Raw genomic sequence first — 22,356 nt, 5'->3', positions numbered from 1 at the left:
TTTATTGGTACAGCACAAACACACCCTGAAATTTTGATGTCGCTCTGGCTTCGCTGATAATTTGGGCAGTCACTACAATTTTTGCCCTGCCCTTTTCCTGATAAGTCTTTTCAAACCTCTCCCAATCATCCGCTGAGTGAAAACTCGCCACACATTCAAAGTCTGTTTTCACCGGCAATAGGTAATCAATCTCCTGGCGCTTGATCACCAGGTTACCTTTCAAGCCTGCTTGTTCAATTTTTGACTGCACTAGTGACCAGGCTGTTGTAATCGAAATTGCGGCGATGCTGCCGCCAAATACGATATTCAGATGGTTTTTGTTCAGCGCATAATCGCCATGTACGGTGATCTGGTGTTCATCGATTTTGGTGATCTTTATCCCTAAGTTTTTGGTTTGCGGGATGAGTTTGAACAGGGTGTTCTGGAAGTTTTGTTCTAGCTGGCTCATGCGTTTTGCCTTTAAAGAAATAATCACGCGTTACCTTAACAAAAAAAGCTCCCGCAGGAGCTTTTTAATTTGTCTGAGCGTAGAAGCAGTTCAGGGGTTAGATGTCATTCTCGCTGCTTAACTCGCCGGGTGAAACTTTACCATCTTCAACTTCTACGGCGATCTCGGCCGAGTGTGAGCCGGCTGGTTGGTCTTTGCTGTGCGGGTGTATGGGTGGCAGCAGTGAGGTTTCGTCATAGACTGGTGTTGCAGGCGGGTTTGCATTGTTTTTAGATGCATCTGACATGGGTATCTCCATCAAATATTGAAACAGTTGGTTTACTGATAGTCTGACAATGCTGCAGCGTATGTGTTTCAATGAAAGTATAGTCTATTAAAACCCTGCCATGTTTGGCGCATTACGCTGAACGGCTGTTTGAAAGTGAATCTGTTTTGAGCACTCAACAAATTATTGCATTACCTACCGGTTTCCGGCCGCAGGATTTTCTGACTTTTCATGGCCGGGACAAGCTGGCGGTTGCTGAAAAAGTCACGGCTAATGTGTTGGAAAAGGCCATCGTGTGGCAAGGTCAACCTGCCCTGCTGACGCTGACTTTTGCTGAAGGTGAGGTTGAATATAGCCTGGCGGTGGATGGCGGTGAGCATGCTGTGAGTGACGATGCGCTGATGCGTAGCGTGCACCATATGCTGGGTTTGACGCAGGCGATCGCCGGTTTTGAGCAGGCTTATGCCGACCACCCCTTGCTCGGCGTGATGATCACGCGGCAGGCAGGTTTGCGTGTGCCGGTGAGCATGAGCCCATTTGAGGCGCTGACCTGGGCGGTGATAGGCCAGCAGGTCAGCCTGAGCGCGGCGATTTCTATGCGGCGTAAATTCATTCAGCTGGCGGATATCCGGCATTCTTCCGGCTTTTATTGTTACCCCTCACCAGCGCAGGTACTGCGATTACCGGCAGAGTCATTACGCCAGGCCGGCCTGTCACTGAACAAGGCTAATACGCTGCTCAAGGTGAGCGAACTGGTGCTTTCCGGCGAGTTGCCTATGGATGACTGGCTGCAGCACCAGGTGGAGACTGAGGTGATTGCAGCGGCACTGGCTGCTATTAAAGGCATAGGGCCGTGGACCATCAGTTATACCTTGCTGCGCGGCTATGGCTGGCTGGATGGCTCTTTGCATGGCGACGCGGCGGTAAGGCGGGTGATTAAATCGCTGATGGCGGTTGAACAGGTGAGCGAGAAAGAAGCGCAACAGTGGTTGCAGGCATTCACACCGTGGCGCGCGTTGCTGGCGGCGCATTTATGGGCCTGGCAATCTACGCAGCAGCAGGATGGTTAAATGCTGAGGCTAGGGGCTAGGAGTAAGCGCTAGGCCGGGCACGGCATACCTGCGTCTACCCATTGTTTGACGGCGGTGACTGTCTGCGCTTTGGTGAGTGGCGGTAAAGTGCGGTTGCCACCCGGATTCCAGCCCCAGGCGACCAGTTTGTCGTCGGCAAAGTGACTGATCAGTTTTTGGCCGTCGCGGCCACCATTGCGGGCCGGGTCTTTCAGCACCATGCACAGGTCTTTGGGCGAGAGGCCGATAAACACCATTTTGTTTTCTGGCGGCGGCAATTGCCAGTGCGGCGCGCCAGGGGGTGCGTGCATGCCCATCACCGGCGGTGAGTTCTTCTCCTGGTGACAGGAGCTGCATTCCATGGCTGGCATGCCTTTGCCGGCGATGCCGCGTTGCACCAGCATGGCATGTGGTTTGCCCTGGTCATATTGCAGCGGCTGGTCGCCGGGGATATGGCAGTTCTGGCAACGCGGATGTTGCAGCACCGAGCGTATCGGTTCAAACAGTTGTGCCGGCTCGGCACCGATCACCGCGGCAGCATATAGGGCGCTGTACACAACCAGGAGTCCGGACCATAAGTTGTTGTTTTTTGGGCGGTACATACAGTCTTCTCCTAGCCAGTTGAAATATCAGCAGCGTACTCGTGCAAAGGCCTGACATTTCTGTCAGGCCTTTTTTAAAACATCAGGCAAATGAAAGCTCGTGCCAGATAGATTTATCGTTGGCGGCGACCGGTTCATCGTAGCCATTCTGGTGCGACTTGATCTTATCGTTTTCTAACGAGTAAGTCAGCTCGAAGCGGTTGATGACAGGCAGAGTCTGGAACGGGCCCGAAGGATCGAACGAGCGGTAGTTCAGGCACAGATAGATACCAGGCTCGATCAACAGGTCGAATCTCTGGCCGTAGGCAGAATTGGTGGAGACATCGGTCTGCTTGAAGCCATACGCCAGCGCATCGCGTTTAACATTGAACCAGTCTTGCTCATGGCATGCTTGATTAATAGAGAAACTCAATACTTCAAAAATCTGTTCTGCAAATTCTTTGGGGGTACGCATGTCGTTCAACCTATTATTAATTATGCACTGAGTAAAAATGGCGCTGAGTAAGAATGGCGTCAGTTTAGGGTGAAACATGTAGGTGGAATACTGGCGAAAATCTGATTTTCTTGTCAGATTAATCTGGCAAGAAAGTTTGGCAAAGCCGCTTAGCAATTCACGGTGCGGTGATTGCTTGCAAGCAATCGCTAAGTTCTTGCGTCTGGATCTGGCGGACCAGGCGTTTGAGTTCGACACCGTTTTTGAGGAAGATCAGGGTTGGCCATAATTTGACCTGGAAAGACCTGCCCAGCAGGCGGCCTTTGCCGTCTTCGATCTTAATATGGCGGACTTGCGGGAACTGCTGCATGGCAGAGGTAATGGTGGCTTGCGCTGCCTGGCAGTGGCCGCACCAGCTGGCACCGAACTCGAGCATAGTTGCGCCTGCGAGGCTATCGACTTCTGCACGGGTAGGTTCTGCGCTGGGCGATATATCTGTCATTGGAATGTGCGCGTATGCCCGCCAAACTCAACTGGCAGTCTGGAAATTGAACTGCATGCCGGAAGTGATCTGTGCTATCTGGCATAGCGGCGAAATATCCGTGATCCAATCCCAGTTGCTCAACATGCCGGGATTATTAGAGGCGGCGCTGGTGCAGGCTTTGTTCCATTTGAACTGGATCTGGTTGCCGGTGGCCCTGATCTCCAGCGTTTTCTCCTCGGCCTGTTTGTCTGCCAGCAGTATGATGCCGGCACAGATCAGCACCCTGGCTTCGAGCGCGGGCAGTGCTTGCGTTGAGGTGACATGGTTGCTGATGATGAGATGATTGCTGTAACACTCCATCTTGAGCAGGTCTACGCATTCGCTCAACAGCTCATCCGCCGGCAGTTGCACCGGTGCATCGAGTGCCACCCAGGTAAACAGGTTTTGCGTGGCGGCAGTGACCAGGCGGGCATTGAGTTTGATCTCATCGACCTGGGTTTGTACATAGGCCTGATCGGCACTGCCCAAAGACAACTTTCTGCTCAGCACCTGTGACAGCAAAGTCACCGGCTGCAATTTTCCGAGCATCTTGTGGCGCAGGCCAGGCATCACGCGGTTAAGCACTTCGCCGCGTAATTTTTCAAATGCCTCTGAGTGCGCCGGCACGCTCATAGTTGCACTCCGGAAAAGCGCTCGATCACCTGCAAAAAAACATCCATTTCCAGCGGTTTTTGTATCCAGGTGACAGCGAAAGGCAGGGTTTCGAACTGTTGCTCGCCGTAGCCGGAGCAAATGAGGATAGCGATGGCAGGATGCGCCGCATTGGCCGCGCGGGCCAGCTCAATGCCAGACATGCCCGGCAGGCTGATATCGGTGATCAGCAGCTCGATATCGGCTTGCTGGCGCATCGCCGCCAGCGCCTGTTGTGCCTCGCAGGCAGTGACGATGGCATGGCCGTGCATCTGCAGCATTTCGCTGAGGATCTCGCGCGTATCGCTATCATCTTCTACCACCAGGATCTTCATGCAGCGACACTCTTGAGCGGCAGGCGCAATATAAAAGTGCTGCCATGGTTTTTCTGGCTGACGACGCTGATCTCGCCGGCATGTGCTTCGGCCAGTTTTCTGGAAATATACAGGCCCAGGCCCAACCCGGCTTTCACTTCGTTGTCGCCGCTGCGTTCAAAGGCTTCGAATATTTTTTTCTGCTCATGTTCGGCGATGCCTACGCCCTGGTCAGCTACCTTGATCACGGCATGCTCGCCTTCCATTGCCAGCGAGACATGCACAGGCTTGCCCTTGCCGTAACGCACCGCGTTGGTGAGCAGGTTGATGATGATCTGTTCTATGCGGAAAGCATCCCAGTGACCTTCGATCTCGCTGTCTATCTGCAGCACGAACTCCACCTCAGACTCTTTGGCTAACGGCGTCAGGTCTTCAGCCAGCTGCCTGACCAGCAGCGACAGATTGGCACCCTGCGGCTGTATGGAAAGTTTGCCATTCTTGATACGCGAAACATCCAGCATATCCTCTATCAGGCGCATCATGCTTTTGAGCTGGCGCTCGCTACGGTCCAGCATTTTTTGCAAATGCTCGGGAGTAAAGATGGAAAGATTATTTTTGGCCAGCTGCGACAGCCTGACCTGCACCTCGAGGAACAGGGTGTTCAAGGGTGTCCTCATCTCGTGCGCCACCAGCGACATAAACTCCTCACGCATATTCAGTGAATGTTGCAATTCTGCCTGCGTCGCCTGTAGTTGCTGTAGCAGGCATTCCTGCTCCTTGCGGCTTTCTTCCAGCGCCCTGACCTGATTTTCAAATGCGGTGCGATGGCGGAACAGCTCGACAAACACATTGGCCTTACTTTTGACCGCATTGATATCCAGAGGTTTGTACAAGACATCGACCGCGCCAGCGCCATAGCCCTTGAACGCGTAGTTGAGCTCCATGCCCGCCGCGGTGACAAACACGATGGGGACATGCTTGGTTTTTTCGGTGCCGCGCATCAGTTCTGCCAGCTGAAAGCCGTCCATCTCCGGCATTTCGACATCGACCATCGCCAGGGCAAAGTCATGTTCCAGCAACAGTTCCAGTGCCTCCAGGCCTGAGCGCGCCTGTATGATCACCCGGTCCGGCGCGCGCAGGATGGCATCCAGCGCCCGCAGGTTCTCGCTCAGGTCATCAACGATCAACACTTTGATCTTATCGTTACTGTACGGCATGCATATCCCCAAGTCGCAGCAACATGTTCTTAATTTCGGTCAATCCTTGAATCAAGTCCGGCGTTTGTAATTTTATGGCTTCCTTCGGCATAGTACCCGATTTTGCTTCCAGCGGCGCTTGCACTATGGTGACGCCGCCATGCTGCTTGATGCTTTGCATACCCAGCGCACCATCCAGGTTGGCCCCGGTCAGCAATATGCCGAGCAAGCCGCTGCCATAAGCCTGGGCGGCGGTTTGCATCATCAGGTCTATCGATGGCCGCGAGTAGTTGACCGGCATCTCGCAACTGAGCGAGAACGTCGCGTCCTGTTCAACCAGCAGGTGGTAGCCGGCCGGGGCAAAATACAGGCGGCCCTGCTGTATGGCCGCTTTGTCTTCGGCGTCCTGCACCTTGATGCGCGTCCATTGCTGAAACACTTCTGCCAGGTGGCTGTCATGGTTATCCGGCATATGGATCACCGAAATAATAGGTAACGGGTAGTTGAGCGGCAAGGGGGAGAATATCTGCATCATGGCTTCTATGCCGCCGGCAGAGGCGCCCACGACTATGGCCTGGATAGCCTGTAACCTTGCATCTGCCAGTGGCTGGTTCATCATTCACAGTTTCCTGAACAATCTGTCTTTTTTCACCACTGCTTCAAACAGGTGTGAACAGGTAGAAAAATCCAGGCTTTCCTTATGCCCCAGGCCGAGAAAACCGCGTCTGCACAAAGACTCGTTGAACAAGTGGTAGGCGCGACCCTGCAAAGCCTTGTTGAAATAGATCACCACATTGCGGCAGGAGATAAAATGCGTTTCGGAAAACACCGAATCTGTGGCCAGACTGTGGTCGGAGAAGGTAATCTTTTCGGCCAGGCCTTTATCGAACAGCGCGCCACCATAAGCGCCGGTGTAATAATGTTCCAGCGAGAGTTTACCGCCTGCTGCCTGGTAGTTGTCGGCGTACAGCGCCATGCGCTCCAGCGGGAACACGCCTTTTTTGGCTTTTTCCAGTGACACCGGGTTGATGTCGGTGGCGTAAATAATACTGCGCTCGAGCAGGCCTTCTTCGTGCAGCAATATCGCCAGCGAATAGGCTTCTTCGCCGGTGCTGCAGCCTGCCACCCAGATTTTCAGCGAAGGATAAGTCTTGAGCACCGGCACCACCTGCTCGCGTACGGACAGGAAGTAGGAAGGGTCACGGAACATTTCACTGACCGGGATAGTGAGATATTGCAGCAACTGGGTGAACACGGCCGGGTCATGCAGCACCTGCGACTGCAACTCGGAAATAGTCTGGCATTTGAGCGCGGTGATGCCCTGCTCTATCCTGCGTTTTTGCGAGGCCTTGGAATAATCCCTGAAATCGTAGTTGTATTTGAGATAGATGGCATCTATCAGCAACTTGATCTCTATGTCGGCGTCTTTCAACTGCATGTTTACAGGCGCTCCAGGTTAGGCATCCAGATGCGCAACAGCGATTGCAGGCGGTCTATATCCACCGGTTTGGCCAGGTAGTCACTGGCGCCGGCTTTCATGCACAGTTCCTGGTCGTCTTTCATGGCTTTGGCGGTGAGCGCGATGATAGGCAAACGCGTGAATCTGGCATCTTTCCTGATCTCGCGCATGGCTTCGTAGCCATCCATTTCCGGCATCATGATATCCATCAGTACCAGGTCTATATCATCCAGCGCCTGCAATTTTTCTATCGCTTCACGGCCGTTACGCGCGATATCGACATTAAGGCCTTTGTGTTCCAGCACTTTGGTCAGGGCAAAGATATTGCGTACATCATCATCCACCAGCAGTATCTTGCGGCCTTCAAACACGCGGTCGCGGCTGCGTATGGTTTTGAGCATGGACTGGTGCTCGGCCGACAGTTGCGATTCGACCTTGTGCAGGAACAGCGTGACTTCGTCGAGCAGGCGTTCCGGCGACCTGGCACCTTTGATGATGATGGAGTTGGAATATTTGCGCAACTCCATCTCTTCTTCGCGGGTCAGGTTGCGGCCGGTGTAAACGATGACAGGCGGGAAAGAAAGGATGTTCTCGCTGGACATGCGCTGTAACAGCTCGTTGCCTTTCATGTCCGGCAGCTTGAGGTCTATGATCATGCAGTCGAATACCTGCTGGTGCAGTTGCTGCAAGGCCTGTTCACCGAGCTCGACGGCGACGATCTCTATATCTTCATCAGATAGCAACTGGATCACGCTCTGCCGCTGTCTGGCATCATCTTCTACCACCAGCACGCGTTTGATCTGCTGGGTATATTTTTCTTCCAGCTTGAGGAAGACTTCTTTTAACTCCTCGCGCGATTTCGGTTTGACTGCATAGCCTATGGCACCGAGTTGCAGCGCGGCATCCTGCTGCTCGGTCGCCGACAGCGCATGCACGGGGATATGCCTGGTTTCAGGGTCTTCTTTGAGCTGCTGCAACACAGTCAGCCCCGAGGCATCCGGCAGGCGGATATCCAGCAGTATAGCCTGTGGCTTGAACGCTTTTGCCAGGCGCAAGCCCTGCGCGGCGCTATGCGCCACCAGACAGCTATATTGCATCTCATGCGAGATGTCATACAGTATCCTGGCGAAATCGGTCTCGTCCTCTATGATAAGCACCAGCCGGTTGGCATGCTGGATATTGTCCCTGTCATCAGCAAAAGCCGGCGTCGCCATAGGCTCCTGTTCCGGCAGTTTAGTCGGCGCGGCCACCGGCATGACAGCTTGCTGGATGTCGACGATCGGCAGCTGAGTTTCTACCGCTGCAATGACCTCCAGCGGGCAGGTCAGGGTGAATATGCTACCGCTGCCTGGCGTGCTTTCCACTGTCAGCTCACCGCCCAGCAACCTGGCCAGGTCACGCGAGATAGACAGGCCCAGCCCGGTACCGCCGTATTTGCGGCTGATGGAGCCATCGGCCTGGTGGAAGGCTTCAAAGATGTTTTCCAGCTGATCGCTGTCTATGCCTATGCCGCTGTCCTGCACGCTGAAAGCGATCTGGCCGTTGGCGGCGGCGTTGATAGTAAACGCGACCTCGCCCGCCTGGGTGAATTTGAAAGCATTGGAAAGCAGGTTTTTCAATATCTGCTCCAGCCTGAATTTATCGGTGGTGATATGCGCAGGTGCCTGCTTGCTGACGGCGATGTTGAACAGCAATTTCTTTTCCCTGGCCTGGGCGTCAAAACTCATTTTCATGGCGTCAGCGATGCTCTGCACACTGACCGGCAACAGGTTGAGCTCGAGCTTGCCTGCCTCGACCTTGGAGATATCCAGGATATCGTTGATCAGGTTGAGCAGGTCATTGCCGGACGCATATATGGTTTCGGCAAACGAGACCTGCTCCTGATCAAGGTTACCCTGCGCGTTATCCGCCAGCAGCTTGGAAAGTATGAGCGCGCTGTTCAATGGCGTGCGCAGCTCGTGCGACATATTGGCCAGGAACTCGGATTTATACTGGCTGGATTTCTGCAACTCCTGCGCTTTTTTCTCCAGTGCCAGCTGCGCCTGCATCAGCGAATCATTGCGCTGGTCTATCAGCGTCGCCTGATGCGCCAGTTGCTCATTGGTCTGCTCCAGTTCGGCTTTCTGGTTTTCCAGCATGGAGTGCGATTCTTCGAGTATGGTGGACTGTTCTTCCAGTTCCTCATTCGCGGTTTTGAGTTCTTCTTGCTGCACCTGCAACTCTTCGTTGAGTTGCTGCACTTCGGCATAGGCACTTTGCAGTTTCTGTTTGGCGATGGTGGCTTCTATCGCCGAGCCCAGGTTGCCGGCAATAAACTCCAGCAAGGCCATGTCTTTGGCCGGGATAGCGTTGATAAAGCCCAGTTCCAGCACCGAGTTGACATGCCCTTCGCTCTTGAGCGGAATAATCACCACACCGTTGGCGCGTGCCGAACCGAGCGCAGAATTGATACTTAGGTAAGTTTCCGGCAGGTCGGCCAGCTGCATGATATTGCCGGTCAGTGCTGCCTGGCCGGCCAGGCCTTCGTGCTTGGGAAGGTGGCGCTGCGGGTGATCGGGGTGATCTTTATAGCCATAGCTGGCGAACAGGCTCAGCGTGCCATCTTCTTTGTATTCGTAAATGGCGCCGACCTGCATATTCACATATCTGGACAAGATAGCCAGCGCAGCGTTGCCCAGCTCAGGCAGGGCCAGCTGGCCGAGTCCGCTTTGCACGATCTCTGCCTGCCCTTCGCGCATGCGCGCCTGTTCCTGCAGATAGTTGCCGTGCTCCTCCTGCTTTTTCAGGATAGCGTTATAGTTGCTGGAAAGCCCCAGCAGGTCTCTGCGCCCCAGCAATGCCAAGATCGCACTCACCAGCAGGCTGACCACCAGGAAGGCGATCACACTGGTGGTCGTGGTGCTGATGGCGTTGTCGTTCCTGTCCTTGAGCAGGCGTTGCTCGGCTTCCAGCGCCAGGCTCAGCTCTTTCCTTAATTCGTCAAACTGCATCTTGCCGCGTTGCGACCTGACCACCGATAAATAATCCTGGTTCTGCTGGCGCAGCTCTATCATGGCTTGCGCATATTCGTCCCATTGCGTGATCTGGCTCTTGACCTTGCGGATGCGATTGACCTGGTAATCATTATCCGCCACCAGCGCGATCAGGCTATCCAGCTCCGCCTGAACCAGTGGCCGCGCTACCTGGTAGGGCGTCAGAAAACTCTCATCGCCAGTGAGCAGGTAGCCGCGCATGCCGGATTCCATATCGGTAGACAGCTTGGCCGATTCATTGAGCTTGCCTATGACTTTCTGCGTGTGTTCCACCCAGTTCAACGCAGCCAGCAGGTTGTAGATCAACGCCACAAAGATCAGCGCGCTCAGCACACCCAGTGCCAAGGGTAAGGTGACGTTACGGGTAAGTATCCTGCGAAAACCGATTTGATCTACTTGCTGCTGGCCAGTCATTACTATCCCTGAAAATTTGTCTGCTAAACCTGATAAAGATACCGTAGATAACCGGGGATGGCTAGACTAAGCCAGCATTTGGCGGGTAAAGATTGGTTTGTGGCCTGTTAAGCAAGGGTTGAATGGTAAGATTCTCCTACAAAACAGCGGATACACCAGCCGACGCAAGCTTGCCGTTTTTGCGGCGATAGATTGAAGATTTTGACGGCAACGCTATCTATGGTAATTTCCGCCTAGCCACTGCTGCCATACAACAGTGCTGCTGGCTGCCAGCGGGTGAGCGGCAGCCAGGCACCTAGCCACAGATTAAGTAACCCCAGATTTACAAACCCAAGATTAACAAATCTATAGATAAAGACCTTATGAACACCTCGCACTTTCTTTTCCAGGCCGCCATCTACCTGTCTGCCGCCATTATCCTGGTGCCGTTGTTCAAGCGGCTGGGCCTGGGTTCGGTGCTGGGCTACCTAATCGCCGGCATATTGATAGGCCCTTCAGCCTTAAAACTGATCGCTGACCCTGAGCATGTGCTGCATTTTGCCGAGTTTGGCGTGGTGCTGATGCTGTTCCTGATTGGCCTGGAGCTGGAGTCACAAAAAGTATGGGAGTTACGCAAGCTGTTATTTGGCCTCGGTGGCACACAGGTAACGCTGACCATACTGCTGATGACAGTGATCGCTCACACCCTGACTTTCAGCTGGAGCGAGGCGATTATCATAGGCATGGGTGTCGCCATGTCATCCACCGCGATCGGCCTGACCGCGTTAATAGAGAAAAAGCAGTTGCATACTGCTGGCGGGCAGGCGGCATTCGCCACCCTGCTGTTCCAGGACCTATCGGTGATCCCGCTGTTCATGCTGCTGGCTTTTCTGGCGCCCAACCGTTCCGCTTCCAGCTTTGACCTGCTGGCTGTGGCTGAGGCGGTCGCCGTGATCGTTGCCATTGTGCTGGCCAGCCGCACCATACTGCGGCCTATCATGCGCATGATCGCGCAGACCGGCGTGCGCGAGATCTTTGTCGCTTTTTCACTGTTGCTGGTGATAGGCATCTCGCTGGCCATGGAAGCTGTGGGTTTATCCATGGCACTAGGTACTTTTCTCGCTGGCGTACTGTTAGCCGATTCGGAATACCGCTATGAATTGCGCCTGGACATAGAGCCGGTCAAAGGCCTGTTATTGGGGCTGTTTTTTATCGCCGTCGGCATGACGGTAGACCTGAACCTGGTCGCTAACCAGCCGCTGCTGATCTTCGGCTTTGCCCTGCTGATCGTCGCCATCAAGATCGGGGTGCTGATGGGCCTGGGCTCGCTGTTCAAATACCCGTTGCGTGACAAACTGTTATTCGGCGTTGCTATCTCGCAGATAGGCGAATTCGCTTTTGTCATCTTTGGCCTGGCGCTGGCGCAAGACTCTATCTCGCGCGAAACCTACAATATCCTCAACGCCATCGTCGCTGTCTCCATGCTGACCACGCCGGTACTGCTGTTGCTGTATGACCGTTTTCTGAGCCTGCAATGCAGTGAACGGCCCAAAGATGCCATCCCGGAAAATAATGCCGTCATCATTGCCGGCTTTGGCCGTTTTGGCCAGATCGTTGGCCGGGTGCTGATCGCCAAAGGCATCACGCCTACCCTAATCGATAACGACCCTAATCAGGTCGACCTCATGCGCGAGTTTGGCTGGCGTTGTTATTACGGTGATGCGTCACGGCTGGACCTGCTCGAAGAAGCCGGCATTGCCGAGGCCAAACTGCTGGTGATCGCCGTCAATGACTCCGCCGCCGCGCTGGAAATGGCAAAACTGGTCAAAGAACGCTGGCCCGGCGTGGCCATGGTCGCACGCGCCAGGAGCAGGACCGATGCCTTTGACTTGCGCGAGCTGGATCTGAACCCGATACGGGAAACCTTTTATTCTTCACTGGAAGCGGCCAGGCAGTCATTGCTGGCCATAGGTGAAAGCGCCAGTTCGGCGGCCAACATCATCGCGCAATTTGAAAAGCACGATCTGGATCAACTGGAAGCTACGCTGAAGATACGCCACGACCGCAAAGCCATCTCCAGTTTGATGGAGCAGGGCCGCCAGGACCTGAAAACCTTGCTCGAGCTGGAAAGCCCCAACCCCGATGCGTAAGAATATTCCTACAGATTAAATCGAATCCGCCCTATAAATTTATTCATTTATTGCCGTTAACCTTCGTATATAGCGCATAGCCAAAACTGCTGTTCCGGTTTTGGTGTGCCGCAAAACAACAGTGGCTGCTGTGGCAGCCAGCCCTTTTGTCTGCTATCCCGAAGTTAGGTCTGAGCATGAAAATAGAATTCAAAAAATCAGAAGCGCAATCCAGCCTGGATCTTGTCTATATTAACAATGTATACGCAGGCGAATTTATTTCGGATGAAGACAATGCATCGTTTCTGTTTGTGCCAGCCGAGGGCGACCGCATACTGCTTTCCCGCATCGCTTACGACGAAGCCTGCAAGCTTTTGCGCGGTGAATTGTCACAAATGTATAAATATCGTGGCGCGCTGGCTGCTTAAACCTGCTGCAGCAGGGTAGAGCAAGCACTGCGCATACCTATCCCCTATCCCTTGCCCATATCCGCGTCCGATACCGAGCTGGTTTTGTTCGCTACATATTTCACGATTTTGCGTTTCGGTGTCGTGGGCTGGGCACTGATCATACTCTGCATGCGCTGCGACGAATCCGCGATCAGCCCGGCGATCAGCGGCGCCTCCGGCAGATTGCGCCAGTATTTCTTCGGCATCTGCGCCAGCATGGCTGAGACCTTGAGCCGTGCCGGGTTAAAAATGCTGCGGTAATAGGACCGCCATAAATCCTCACCTGCATCCTCAGTCGGTGCATCCGCCTTGCTGGCACCCGCACTGTAGCTCAACGTTTGGCCGTCCCAGTGCATGCAGATTGCTGGTGTCAGTATGGACCAGCGCATATTGGTAAAACGCGCGCTGAAAAATGGTGCCGCAGCCTGGGCTATATGATGGTCAGGCTCGAACCAGGCTATGAATTCGGCGTCCCCATTTTGCATTTCTATCTCGCGAAAGCGCACGAATGCTTTCATTTTGTGCAGGTCACGCCTGACGGCTTTAACCAGGGCTTGAGCTTTTGCCACATCGGGATCGAAGGCGAGCTGCAGCAATTTAGGCGTGTGTTGCAAGCGCCATAACAGACGGTACAACAAAGCAAACCGCGCCGGGTCGCTATGCAGGATAGCCTTGCTGCACAGCGCGATAAAATCGCGCGGTACCTTAAACTCTTTGGACGCTACAGGTTTCGCCTGGCCTTGCTCAGATAGCTGGTTCTGTGGCGGCGCTGGCACAAAATCCGGCAGATCAAATAAGTCCTTGCCTGCTTCGCCCACCCGCCATGCCAGATTTTCAGGCGCGACGCCTTGCATCAGCAAAGCCCGCGCCGCGCCGCGCCAGCCTTCAAAATCGATTTCATGCGCCAGTCTGACTGTGTACATGGTCACACCGGCTCAAACAAGCCGAATTGTTGTGGTGGCATCACTTGCTGGACTTTCTGCACCTGCTGCATTTGCTGTTGCAGATCGTGCTGGTCCAGTCTATGTCCGGGATGATAGTCAGGCAGGACTACGAACGGCAGTATCTTTTTCAGCGACACACGCAAGCGGGCCAGGTCGTCGTGCCGTATGGCGCGCACCCGGCGCGCAGAAAGTATACGGGCCACACTGGTCACCCCCAGCCCCGGCACCCGCAACAACATGGCTTTGGGTGCACGGTTGAGGTCCACCGGAAACTGCTCTCTGTGTTGTAGCGCCCAGGCCATTTTAGGGTCAACGTCTAGATCCAGCATGCCATCCTGCCCGGTGACTATCTCTTCGGTGTTAAAGCCGTAAAAGCGCAACAGCCAGTCGGCCTGATATAGCCGGTGCTCGCGCACCAGCGGCGGCGCTTTCAGTGGCAGCATCTTGCTGGCATCGGGGATAGGGCTGAAAGCAGAGTAATAAACGCGGCGCAAACGGTAAGCACCGTAGAGGTTGGCGCTGGTATCCAGAATGGCGCGGTCATCGGTGGTATCGGCCCCCACTATCATCTGCGTGCTCTGGCCGCCAGGCGCAAAACGCGGCGGCTTTTTGCCGGTCAGCGTCTTGTCTTTGCTTTCGTCTATTTTGAGCCGCAGATGGCCCATGGAACGGCGTATGGCCTGACCGTCCTTCTCCGGGGCCAGCGTGTGCAGGCTGGCTATGGTTGGCAACTCGACATTGATACTGAGGCGGTCGGCATACAGGCCGGCACGCGCCATCAGTTCCGGGCTGGCGTCGGGTATGGTCTTGAGATGGATGTAGCCACGGAAATCGTGCACTTCGCGCAGCACGCGCGCGACTTCCACCACCTGCTCCATGGTGTAGTCAGGGTTGCGTATGATGCCCGAGCTCAGGAACAGCCCTTCAATATAATTGCGGCGGTAAAAACTCAAAGTAAGGTCGACCACCTCCTGCACATTGAAGCGTGCCCGCGCCACATTGCTGCTGACACGGTTGACACAATAAATGCAGTCATAGACGCAGAAATTGGTCAGTAGTATCTTCAGCAGCGAGATACAGCGCCCGTCCGGCGCATAGCTGTGGCATATGCCCATGCCGGTGGTCGAGCCTATGCCCTTGCCGTCTTTGGAAGTACGCTGGTCGCTACCGCTGGAGGCACATGAAGCATCATATTTGGCGGCATCAGCCAGTATTTCGAGTTTCTGCTTGAGTTGCATGTAGTGTCTTTATATAGAGGGTAAGGACAACTTGCACAGGCCTATCGCCTATGCAAAGGCTGGAACATAGTCTCAACCTGAATCTTGATAAGTTAAGAGCACTTAAATTTAGTATCTCAAAAAATATTTATTTATTGTAACAATAAAATTATTATTTTTGTTACAATAAAAATCATGAAAAAAGACGAATTGAAAATAGCCGGTAGAAAACCAGGTTCAGGACGCAAACCCGGTTCAGGTACTTTCCGCGAGGAAACCTCTGTGATGCGCGTGCCTAATAGCCAGAAACCGGTGATCGCCGACTTTCTTGAAGCCTATGCCAGGAAACAGCGCCTGCATGAGCTGAAAGATGATCTGGATGCGGTGGATGCATTTGCCCAACCTATATTAGCCGCTGAAAGCATCAGCCTGCCCTTGTATGAGTCCAAAGTGCCGGCTGGTTTACCGTCACCTGCGGACAGTGATATCGAAGAGCAGCTGGACCTCTACCAATACCTGATCGCCAATACCGATGACACTTTTTTCATCACCATACAGGGTGAGTCCATGATAGAAGTCGGCCTGATGCCAGGCGATAAAGCCATCGTACAAAAACGCAAACAGCCGGCGCTGGGCGATATCGTGCTGGCCATGATAGATGGCGAATTCACCGTGAAAACCCTGGCCAGACAATCAAACGGCCTGCCCAAACTATTACCTGCAAACTCTTCCGGCAGATACAGCCCCATCCTCATTCAGAGCAGGATGGAGTTTCAGATCTGGGGTGTAGTGACAGGCTCTTTCAGGAAATTTTGATCATGACACGTAAAAACATCATCTCGACCAGCTGGGCCAATGGCGTTTGCCGGGCCAACGATATCAACATCAACTACCTGAGGACAGGCGGCAACAAGCCTCCGCTGATCGCCCTGCATGGCCTGGCAGGCAGTGGTGCCTGCTGGTCACAACTGGCACGCGCACTGGAAAAAGACTATGACGTCATCATGCCGGACGCCAGGGGCCATGGCTTATCCAGCGCGCCAGCGCATGGTTATACCTATCAGGACCACGCCAATGATGTGATCGAACTGATACGTACCCTGGGCATTAAATCGCCCTATCTGCTCGGGCACTCCATGGGTGGCATGACTGCAGCCATGGTGGCGAGCCGTCTGGGTTTCGCCATCAGCGGCATCATCCTGGCAGACCCGACCTTTATCAGCGCCGAATGGCAGGAGGGTGTGTATGAAAGTGGTGTGGTTGAACAACACCAGCAGATCTTGAGCTCGACCAAGGAAGCCTTGTTTAAAGAAGCCAAAGCCAAATATCGTTATCGCTCGTCCGAGCTGCTGGAACATATCATACAGGCAAGGCTACAAACCAGCCTCAAGGCGTTTGATGTGCTGATCCCGCCTAACCCTGAGTTTGATGAGTTGATCCGCAATATCTATGTACCTACCTTACTGGTGCTGGGCAGCGAAGGCATAGTCTCTACCGATACCGCGCTGGCTTTACATAAACTCAACCCCGAGCTGCAGTATAAATTGATCCCCGATGCCGGCCACGGGCTGCCCTATGATGAACCGGCACGCCTGGCTACCGCTGTGGATGCTTTTCTGCGGCCGGTGGCGTCGTCTGCGCAACGCTACAGCAACCGCCGCTACGTAAGCAGCTTTTCAGCTTCTTATTCCTATTAGTGCAAACCTTGAGCTGGCAGCGCGCGCAACTGCTGCCAGAGAGGCTGCGCTGTCAGTAGCAGCCTGAATCTTGCTAAATAAGCTGGCTGGCCTATATCAAGGCCTAGCCTGCTCTGCTCGCCCCGCCAAACAAGCTATCAATAGGCCCGTTTTTATATTTCATTTACACAGGGCGGATTAAATCTATACAAAAAATTTACCTTTTTTCCTGAACAATGCACACTTCAAAAAGTGATTCATATGTTTAAGGATATAGAGTGAATAAATCCATGCTGCATTGTTGTGTATTAGCCCTGCCATTGCTAGCGGGTGAAGGCTACGCAGAAGAGGTGCAAGATTTGAGCGCCGCCAGCTTCAAGCTCAGTGGCTATCTTGAGTCTTATTACAGCAAGGACTTCAATGATCCTGGCCAGCAAAAAAGGCCGGCATTCATGTATAGCTATAACCAGGATGACAGCCTGCAGATCAACCTCGCGCTGATCAGGGCCGACATCAGCTCCAGCCATTTCAGGGCACACCTGGGTGTCGCCTCCGGCACTTATATGAAGGCTAACTATGCGGCCGAGAACCGCACTTTGCAGCATCTGTATGAAGCCAATGCAGGCATTAAACTTTCAGACCAGCATGATCTGTGGCTGGATGTAGGGGTGATGCCTGCGCATATCGGTTTTGAGAGTGCTATCGGTGCCGAAAACTGGACCCTGACCCGTAGCATGATGGCAGATAACTCGCCCTACTTTGAGACCGGTGCCAGGCTTTCATATACCAGTACAGATGGCAAATGGTACGTCAGCGGCCTGCTGCTGAATGGCTGGCAACGGATACACAGGCCAGATGGCAATAGCACGCCCTCCTTAGGGCATCAGATCACTTATAAGCCCAATGACAGGCTGACTCTCAATAGCAGCTCATTCATAGGTAATGACAAATCAGATGCTGACCGCCAGATGCGTTACTTTCATAATCTATATGCGCAACTACAACTGGATGATCGCTGGTCCATGCTGGCCGCCCTCGATGTAGGCGCGGAACAAAGACTGGATGACAGGGGCCGCTACAATGTCTGGTATACGCCTAATCTGATCTTCAGGTATAGGTATTCAGATAGTGTGAGTTTTGCGGCCCGCGCCGAGTACTACCAGGACAAGCAAGGCGTCATAGTCAGCACAGAGACGCCTAATGGCTTTAAGACCCAGGGCTATTCAGTGAATATGGATTATCAGCTGCATCCTGCAGTGCTGCTGCGGGCGGAGCTACGCCAGTTCATCAGCAAAGACCGCATTTTTCTCAAAGATGATAATGACTTTTCCAGCCGTAGCCTGATGGCCACCACTGCCCTGGCTATCAGTTTCTAGGCAAACCTTCCCTCCCCCGCTGTTTTGCAGCTGACGTATTTATAACTTTTTTATACGTCAGCTTTTTTTCATTACGACTTCTTTATTTCTCCAGGCGTAAGCTGAGTGCTCGTGAAAAGTGTGTTGTATGGCGCATTTTTACTTTCTATGGCATTTCAGAGGCACTGAACATGATTTATTTGATCAGCGGAGCAATTGCAGCATTTCTGTTTGTATATCTGGTGTATGCCCTTTTCAGACCGGAGCATTTTTAACATGACTGCAGATGGATTTATTCAATTAGGTTTGTATATGCTGGCCCTGGTGTTACTGACCAAACCAGTGGGTTACTTGATCTATAAAGTGATGGAAACCGACTGGCTATCTCAGCGTAAATGGTTGGGCGCGCCTGAACGGCTGATCTACCGCTTATCTGGGGTAGACGCTAAAAAGGAAATGGGCTGGAAAGCCTATGCCATCGCATTATTGGCTTTTAATGTGATCGGCTTTTTCTTTCTGTTGCTATTGCAACTGCTGCAATTGTGGCTGCCACTCAACCCGGAACAATTCTCTAACCTCAGCTTTGACTCCGCATTCAATACCGCGGTGAGTTTTGTAACCAATACTAACTGGCAGGGCTATGCCGGTGAATCCACTATGAGTTACCTCACCCAGATGCTGGGCTTGTCGGTGCAGAACTTTGTATCGGCAGCCACCGGTATTGCGGTTGTGATGGCGTTGATCCGTGGGTTCGCCCGTCACTCCAGCACTGGCCTGGGTAATTTCTGGGTGGACCTGACACGTAGCACTTTGTATCTGCTGCTCCCTGGGTCACTGATCTTTGCCACTTTGTTTATGCAACAAGGCGTGATCCAGAATTTAAACCCTTATGTAGATGCGCATACGCTGGAGAGCACCGAGTATTCAGCGCCAGTCAAAGATGAGCAAGGTCTAGCAAAGCTTAATCAACAAGGCCAGCCTTTACTAAGCACTGCGACCACACAAACACAACATATCGCGATGGGTGCAGTCGCATCGCAGGAAGCCATCAAAATGCTGGGCACCAATGGCGGTGGTTTCTTTAATGCCAACTCTGCCCATCCGTTTGAAAACCCCACGCCGTTCACCAACTTTTTGCAGATGCTGGCTATTTTCCTGATCCCGGCGGCACTTTGTTATGCCTTCGGTTTAATGGTGGGCGACCGCAGGCAAGGCTGGGCCATATTCAGCGCAATGGCCATCCTGTTTGTCGTGCTGGCTACGGTGGTGATGTGGGCAGAACAGGCTGGTAATCCCATGCTGTCGCAGCTGGGGGCAGATACTGCTGCATCCACCTTGCAGGCTGGCGGCAATATGGAAGGTAAGGAAACGCGCTTTGGTATCAACAGCTCGGCCTTGTTCGCTACGATCACCACCGCAGCTTCATGTGGCGCAGTGAATGCCATGCACGATTCGCTCACTCCGGTGGGCGGCATGATCGCGATGTGGCTGATGCAACTGGGTGAAGTAGTGTTCGGTGGCGTCGGTACTGGCTTATATAGCATGCTGGTCTACGCCGTGATCGCCGTTTTTGTCGCCGGTTTGATGATAGGCCGCACGCCTGAATATCTGGGCAAAAAGATCGAGATCTTCGAAATGAAAATGTCTGCACTGATCATTCTGGTGACACCGGTACTGGTGCTGGCAGGTAGCGCAATTTCAGTGCTGGTCACGCCTGGCTTAGCGGGTATCGCCAACCCCGGTGCGCACGGCCTGAGCGAGATCTTGTATGCCTATTCATCAGCAGCCAACAACAACGGTAGTGCGTTTGCCGGCTTATCCGCCAACACGCCTTTCTATAACTACATGCTATCCGCTGCCATGTGGTTCGGTCGCTTCGGCATCATCATTCCTATCCTGGCCATTGCCGGCTCCCTGGCAAGCAAAAAGAGGATCACGCCCGGCTTGGGGACTTTACCCACCCATGGCCCGCTGTTCGTTGGCTTATTGATAGGCACCGTCATTCTGGTTGGCGCATTGACCTACATACCGGCATTAGCACTGGGGCCTGGTATTGAACAGCTCACCATGACCGCAGCGCATTGATATCAGGCTAAACAGAAGATTATTGGAGAGTATATTTATGGTTAAGAAAGCTATGGCTGCTTTACTGCCGGTTGACCAGGTTAAAGCAGCTTTTATCCAGTCCATCAAGAGATTGGCACCGCAGGCACAATGGCGCAATCCGGTGATGTTTGTGGTGTATCTGGGCAGCATACTGACCTCGCTATTATTTGCTTATGCCTGTGTTGCGCAAGGGGCAGAGCACATCAAATTCATAGGCATGATCACGTTGTGGCTGTGGTCTACCGTGGTTTTTGCCAACTTTTCCGAGGCGGTGGCCGAAGGCAGGAGCAAGGCGCAGGCGGCCAGTTTGCGCAGCTCTAAAAAGAATGTGCCGGCAAAGAAGTTAAACGGAGCCAGCAAATCATCTAGCGTAAGTGTTGTAGACAGTCTTTCATTACGCAAAGGCGATGTTGTGCTGGTTGAAGCAAGCGATGTGATCCCGGCAGATGGTGAAGTCATTGAAGGCATCGCCTCCGTCAATGAGGCGGCCATCACCGGTGAATCCGCGCCTGTGATCCGCGAGTCTGGCGGTGATTTCAGTGCCGTCACCGGCGGTACCCAGGTGTTGTCAGACTGGATAGTGGTACGCATCAGCGTCAATCCGGGCGAAGCATTTCTGGACCGCATGATCGCCATGGTAGAAGGTGCAAAACGGCAGAAAACGCCTAACGAGATCGCGCTCACCATATTGCTGGTGTCACTGACTATCGTATTTTTGCTGGCCACTGTCACCCTGCTGCCCTTCTCACTATTCAGCGTCAATGCCAGCGGTGCAGGCGAGCCTGTCTCGGTAGTGGTGCTGGTCGCGCTACTGGTGTGCCTGATCCCCACCACCATTGCCGGCTTATTGTCCGCCATAGGCGTGGCTGGCATGAGCCGCATGATGCAGGCCAATGTGATCGCGGTTTCCGGCAGAGCGGTAGAAGCCGCCGGCGATGTAGATGTGCTGTTGCTGGATAAAACCGGCACCATCACCCTCGGTAATAGACAGGCTTCCGCCTTCTACCCGGTCACCGGTATCAGCGAGGAGGCATTGGCAGATGTGGCGCAACTGTCTTCACTGGCGGATGAGACGCCGGAAGGCCGTAGCATAGTGGTGCTGGCAAAAAACAGATTCTCTATCCGTGAACGCGATATGCAATCGCTGGGTGCCGTGTTCGTGCCTTTCTCGGCGCACAGCAAAATGAGTGGTATCAACTTGCAGGACAGAGTAATCCGTAAAGGCGCTGCCAGTGCCATCAAGCAACATATACAGAGCCTGGGCGGTCTCTTCCCCGAAGAACTCAATCGCATCGTCGATGATATATCCAGGCGTGGCAGCACACCGCTGGTGGTCGCGGATCAGGCAAAGGTACTGGGCGCTATCGAGCTCAAAGACATCGTCAAAGGTGGCATCAAAGAGCGCTTTGCCGAGTTACGCAATATGGGCATCAAAACCATCATGATCACCGGTGACAACCGGCTCACTGCCGCCTCCATCGCTGCCGAAGCCGGGGTGGATGACTTTCTGGCAGAAGCCACGCCCGAAGCCAAGTTAAGCCTGATCCGCTCGTACCAGGCCGAAGGCAAACTGGTCGCCATGACCGGTGATGGCACCAACGACGCCCCTGCCCTGGCGCAGGCCGATGTGGCGGTGGCCATGAACACCGGCACGCAAGCCGCCAAAGAAGCCGGCAATATGGTGGACCTGGACTCCAACCCGACCAAGTTGATTGAGATCGTCGAGATAGGCAAGCAGATGCTGATGACACGCGGCTCGCTGACCACCTTCAGCATAGCCAATGATATCGCCAAGTACTTCGCCATTATCCCGGCTGCGTTCGCCAGCACCTATCCGGCACTGGCGGCCCTGAACATCATGCAACTGGCGACGCCGCAATCAGCCATCCTGTCAGCGGTGATCTTTAATGCCCTGATCATCATTGTGCTGATCCCGCTAGCGCTCAAAGGCGTAGCCTACCGCGCCATAGGCGCGGCTGCCTTGCTGAGACGGAATATGCTGGTTTACGGCCTGGGCGGCATCATTGTTCCGTTTATAGGCATCAAGGCGATTGATTTGATTTTAGTGGCAGTTGCTGTCGCTTAATGTAATGA

At 53.6% G+C, this 22,356-nt stretch carries 22 protein-coding genes; 9 read left to right on the top strand and 13 right to left on the bottom strand.

The genetic code is table 11. The features are described 5' to 3' along the window. Nucleotide 1 precedes the first annotated feature (1 nt). The gene (locus ACFQ1Z_RS13050) at nucleotides 2-448 is read right to left on the bottom strand and encodes a YiiD C-terminal domain-containing protein (protein WP_379058338.1); all 447 of its coding nucleotides are present in this window, start codon (nucleotides 446-448) and stop codon (nucleotides 2-4) included. Between the two features lie 97 nt (nucleotides 449-545). Then, a complete protein-coding gene (locus ACFQ1Z_RS13045) occupies nucleotides 546-734 on the bottom strand; it encodes a hypothetical protein (protein WP_379058335.1) in 189 nt (62 codons plus the stop codon). A 146-nt stretch (nucleotides 735-880) separates the two neighbouring features. Between ACFQ1Z_RS13045 and ACFQ1Z_RS13040 the strand changes: the two genes are divergently transcribed. Then, nucleotides 881-1,783, top strand: a complete 903-nt coding sequence (locus ACFQ1Z_RS13040) for a DNA-3-methyladenine glycosylase family protein (protein ID WP_379058333.1) — start codon at nucleotides 881-883, stop codon at nucleotides 1,781-1,783. 29 nt (nucleotides 1,784-1,812) lie between these two features. On the opposite strand, the gene ACFQ1Z_RS13035 is transcribed toward ACFQ1Z_RS13040, so the two are convergent. From ACFQ1Z_RS13035 to ACFQ1Z_RS12995, 9 genes are all read right to left on the bottom strand, one after another. Further along, nucleotides 1,813-2,385, bottom strand: a complete 573-nt coding sequence (locus ACFQ1Z_RS13035; RefSeq protein WP_379058330.1) for a hypothetical protein — start codon at nucleotides 2,383-2,385, stop codon at nucleotides 1,813-1,815. 82 nt (nucleotides 2,386-2,467) lie between these two features. Beyond that, nucleotides 2,468-2,839, bottom strand: coding sequence for a hypothetical protein (locus tag ACFQ1Z_RS13030; RefSeq protein WP_379058328.1), 372 nt, complete (start codon nucleotides 2,837-2,839; stop codon nucleotides 2,468-2,470). A gap of 157 nt (nucleotides 2,840-2,996) precedes the next feature. Beyond that, nucleotides 2,997-3,320, bottom strand: coding sequence for a thioredoxin family protein (locus tag ACFQ1Z_RS13025; RefSeq protein ID WP_379058325.1), 324 nt, complete (start codon nucleotides 3,318-3,320; stop codon nucleotides 2,997-2,999). A 27-nt stretch (nucleotides 3,321-3,347) separates the two neighbouring features. After that, a complete protein-coding gene (locus tag ACFQ1Z_RS13020; RefSeq protein WP_379058323.1) occupies nucleotides 3,348-3,974 on the bottom strand; it encodes a hypothetical protein in 627 nt (208 codons plus the stop codon). After that, on the bottom strand, nucleotides 3,971-4,327 hold the full coding sequence (locus ACFQ1Z_RS13015; protein WP_379058321.1) for a response regulator: 357 nt from the start codon (nucleotides 4,325-4,327) through the stop codon (nucleotides 3,971-3,973). The genes ACFQ1Z_RS13020 and ACFQ1Z_RS13015 overlap by 4 nt, the downstream gene beginning before the upstream one ends. After that, entirely contained in the window at nucleotides 4,324-5,523 is a 1,200-nt protein-coding gene (locus ACFQ1Z_RS13010) for a hybrid sensor histidine kinase/response regulator (protein WP_379058318.1), read from the bottom strand. The genes ACFQ1Z_RS13015 and ACFQ1Z_RS13010 overlap by 4 nt, the downstream gene beginning before the upstream one ends. Further along, nucleotides 5,510-6,121, bottom strand: coding sequence for a chemotaxis protein CheB (locus ACFQ1Z_RS13005; protein WP_379058315.1), 612 nt, complete (start codon nucleotides 6,119-6,121; stop codon nucleotides 5,510-5,512). Before ACFQ1Z_RS13005 ends, ACFQ1Z_RS13010 begins: the two co-directional genes overlap by 14 nt. After that, on the bottom strand, nucleotides 6,122-6,940 hold the full coding sequence (locus ACFQ1Z_RS13000) for a CheR family methyltransferase (protein ID WP_379058312.1): 819 nt from the start codon (nucleotides 6,938-6,940) through the stop codon (nucleotides 6,122-6,124). A 2-nt stretch (nucleotides 6,941-6,942) separates the two neighbouring features. Then, complete coding sequence (locus ACFQ1Z_RS12995; RefSeq protein WP_379058310.1) at nucleotides 6,943-10,407, bottom strand: response regulator; 3,465 nt, start codon at nucleotides 10,405-10,407, stop codon at nucleotides 6,943-6,945. Between the two features lie 362 nt (nucleotides 10,408-10,769). Here ACFQ1Z_RS12995 and ACFQ1Z_RS12990 point away from each other — a divergent pair, with 362 nt between their 5' ends. Next, the gene (locus ACFQ1Z_RS12990) at nucleotides 10,770-12,536 is read left to right on the top strand and encodes a monovalent cation:proton antiporter-2 (CPA2) family protein (RefSeq protein ID WP_379058307.1); all 1,767 of its coding nucleotides are present in this window, start codon (nucleotides 10,770-10,772) and stop codon (nucleotides 12,534-12,536) included. A 176-nt stretch (nucleotides 12,537-12,712) separates the two neighbouring features. Then, nucleotides 12,713-12,943: a hypothetical protein gene (locus tag ACFQ1Z_RS12985; protein WP_379058304.1), complete on the top strand. Its 231-nt coding sequence runs from the start codon at nucleotides 12,713-12,715 to the stop codon at nucleotides 12,941-12,943. Between the two features lie 44 nt (nucleotides 12,944-12,987). On the opposite strand, the gene ACFQ1Z_RS12980 is transcribed toward ACFQ1Z_RS12985, so the two are convergent. Continuing rightward, nucleotides 12,988-13,887 (bottom strand): TIGR03915 family putative DNA repair protein, encoded by a 900-nt coding sequence (locus ACFQ1Z_RS12980; protein WP_379058302.1) that lies wholly within the window; start codon nucleotides 13,885-13,887, stop codon nucleotides 12,988-12,990. Nucleotides 13,888-13,889: 2 nt separating this feature from the next. Next, nucleotides 13,890-15,146, bottom strand: coding sequence for a putative DNA modification/repair radical SAM protein (locus ACFQ1Z_RS12975; RefSeq protein ID WP_379058300.1), 1,257 nt, complete (start codon nucleotides 15,144-15,146; stop codon nucleotides 13,890-13,892). 174 nt (nucleotides 15,147-15,320) lie between these two features. On the opposite strand from ACFQ1Z_RS12975, the gene ACFQ1Z_RS12970 reads away from it, so the two are divergent. From ACFQ1Z_RS12970 to kdpB, 6 genes are all read left to right on the top strand, one after another. Beyond that, on the top strand, nucleotides 15,321-15,941 hold the full coding sequence (locus tag ACFQ1Z_RS12970; protein WP_379058298.1) for a LexA family protein: 621 nt from the start codon (nucleotides 15,321-15,323) through the stop codon (nucleotides 15,939-15,941). A 2-nt stretch (nucleotides 15,942-15,943) separates the two neighbouring features. Further along, nucleotides 15,944-16,822: an alpha/beta fold hydrolase gene (locus ACFQ1Z_RS12965; protein WP_379058295.1), complete on the top strand. Its 879-nt coding sequence runs from the start codon at nucleotides 15,944-15,946 to the stop codon at nucleotides 16,820-16,822. A gap of 257 nt (nucleotides 16,823-17,079) precedes the next feature. Continuing rightward, nucleotides 17,080-18,177: a porin gene (locus ACFQ1Z_RS12960; RefSeq protein WP_379058293.1), complete on the top strand. Its 1,098-nt coding sequence runs from the start codon at nucleotides 17,080-17,082 to the stop codon at nucleotides 18,175-18,177. Between the two features lie 170 nt (nucleotides 18,178-18,347). Next, nucleotides 18,348-18,431: a K(+)-transporting ATPase subunit F gene (kdpF, locus tag ACFQ1Z_RS12955; protein ID WP_379058907.1), complete on the top strand. Its 84-nt coding sequence runs from the start codon at nucleotides 18,348-18,350 to the stop codon at nucleotides 18,429-18,431. 1 nt (nucleotide 18,432) lies between these two features. Then, entirely contained in the window at nucleotides 18,433-20,241 is a 1,809-nt protein-coding gene (gene kdpA / locus ACFQ1Z_RS12950) for a potassium-transporting ATPase subunit KdpA (RefSeq protein WP_379058290.1), read from the top strand. Nucleotides 20,242-20,293: 52 nt separating this feature from the next. After that, on the top strand, nucleotides 20,294-22,348 hold the full coding sequence (gene kdpB / locus ACFQ1Z_RS12945) for a potassium-transporting ATPase subunit KdpB (protein WP_379058905.1): 2,055 nt from the start codon (nucleotides 20,294-20,296) through the stop codon (nucleotides 22,346-22,348). Nucleotides 22,349-22,356 lie beyond the last annotated feature (8 nt).

Origin of the sequence: Methylophilus luteus (assembly GCF_042676265.1) — a bacterium.
Taxonomy (GTDB): domain Bacteria; phylum Pseudomonadota; class Gammaproteobacteria; order Burkholderiales; family Methylophilaceae; genus Methylophilus; species Methylophilus luteus.
This window is presented reverse-complemented; position numbering and strand designations above follow the sequence as displayed.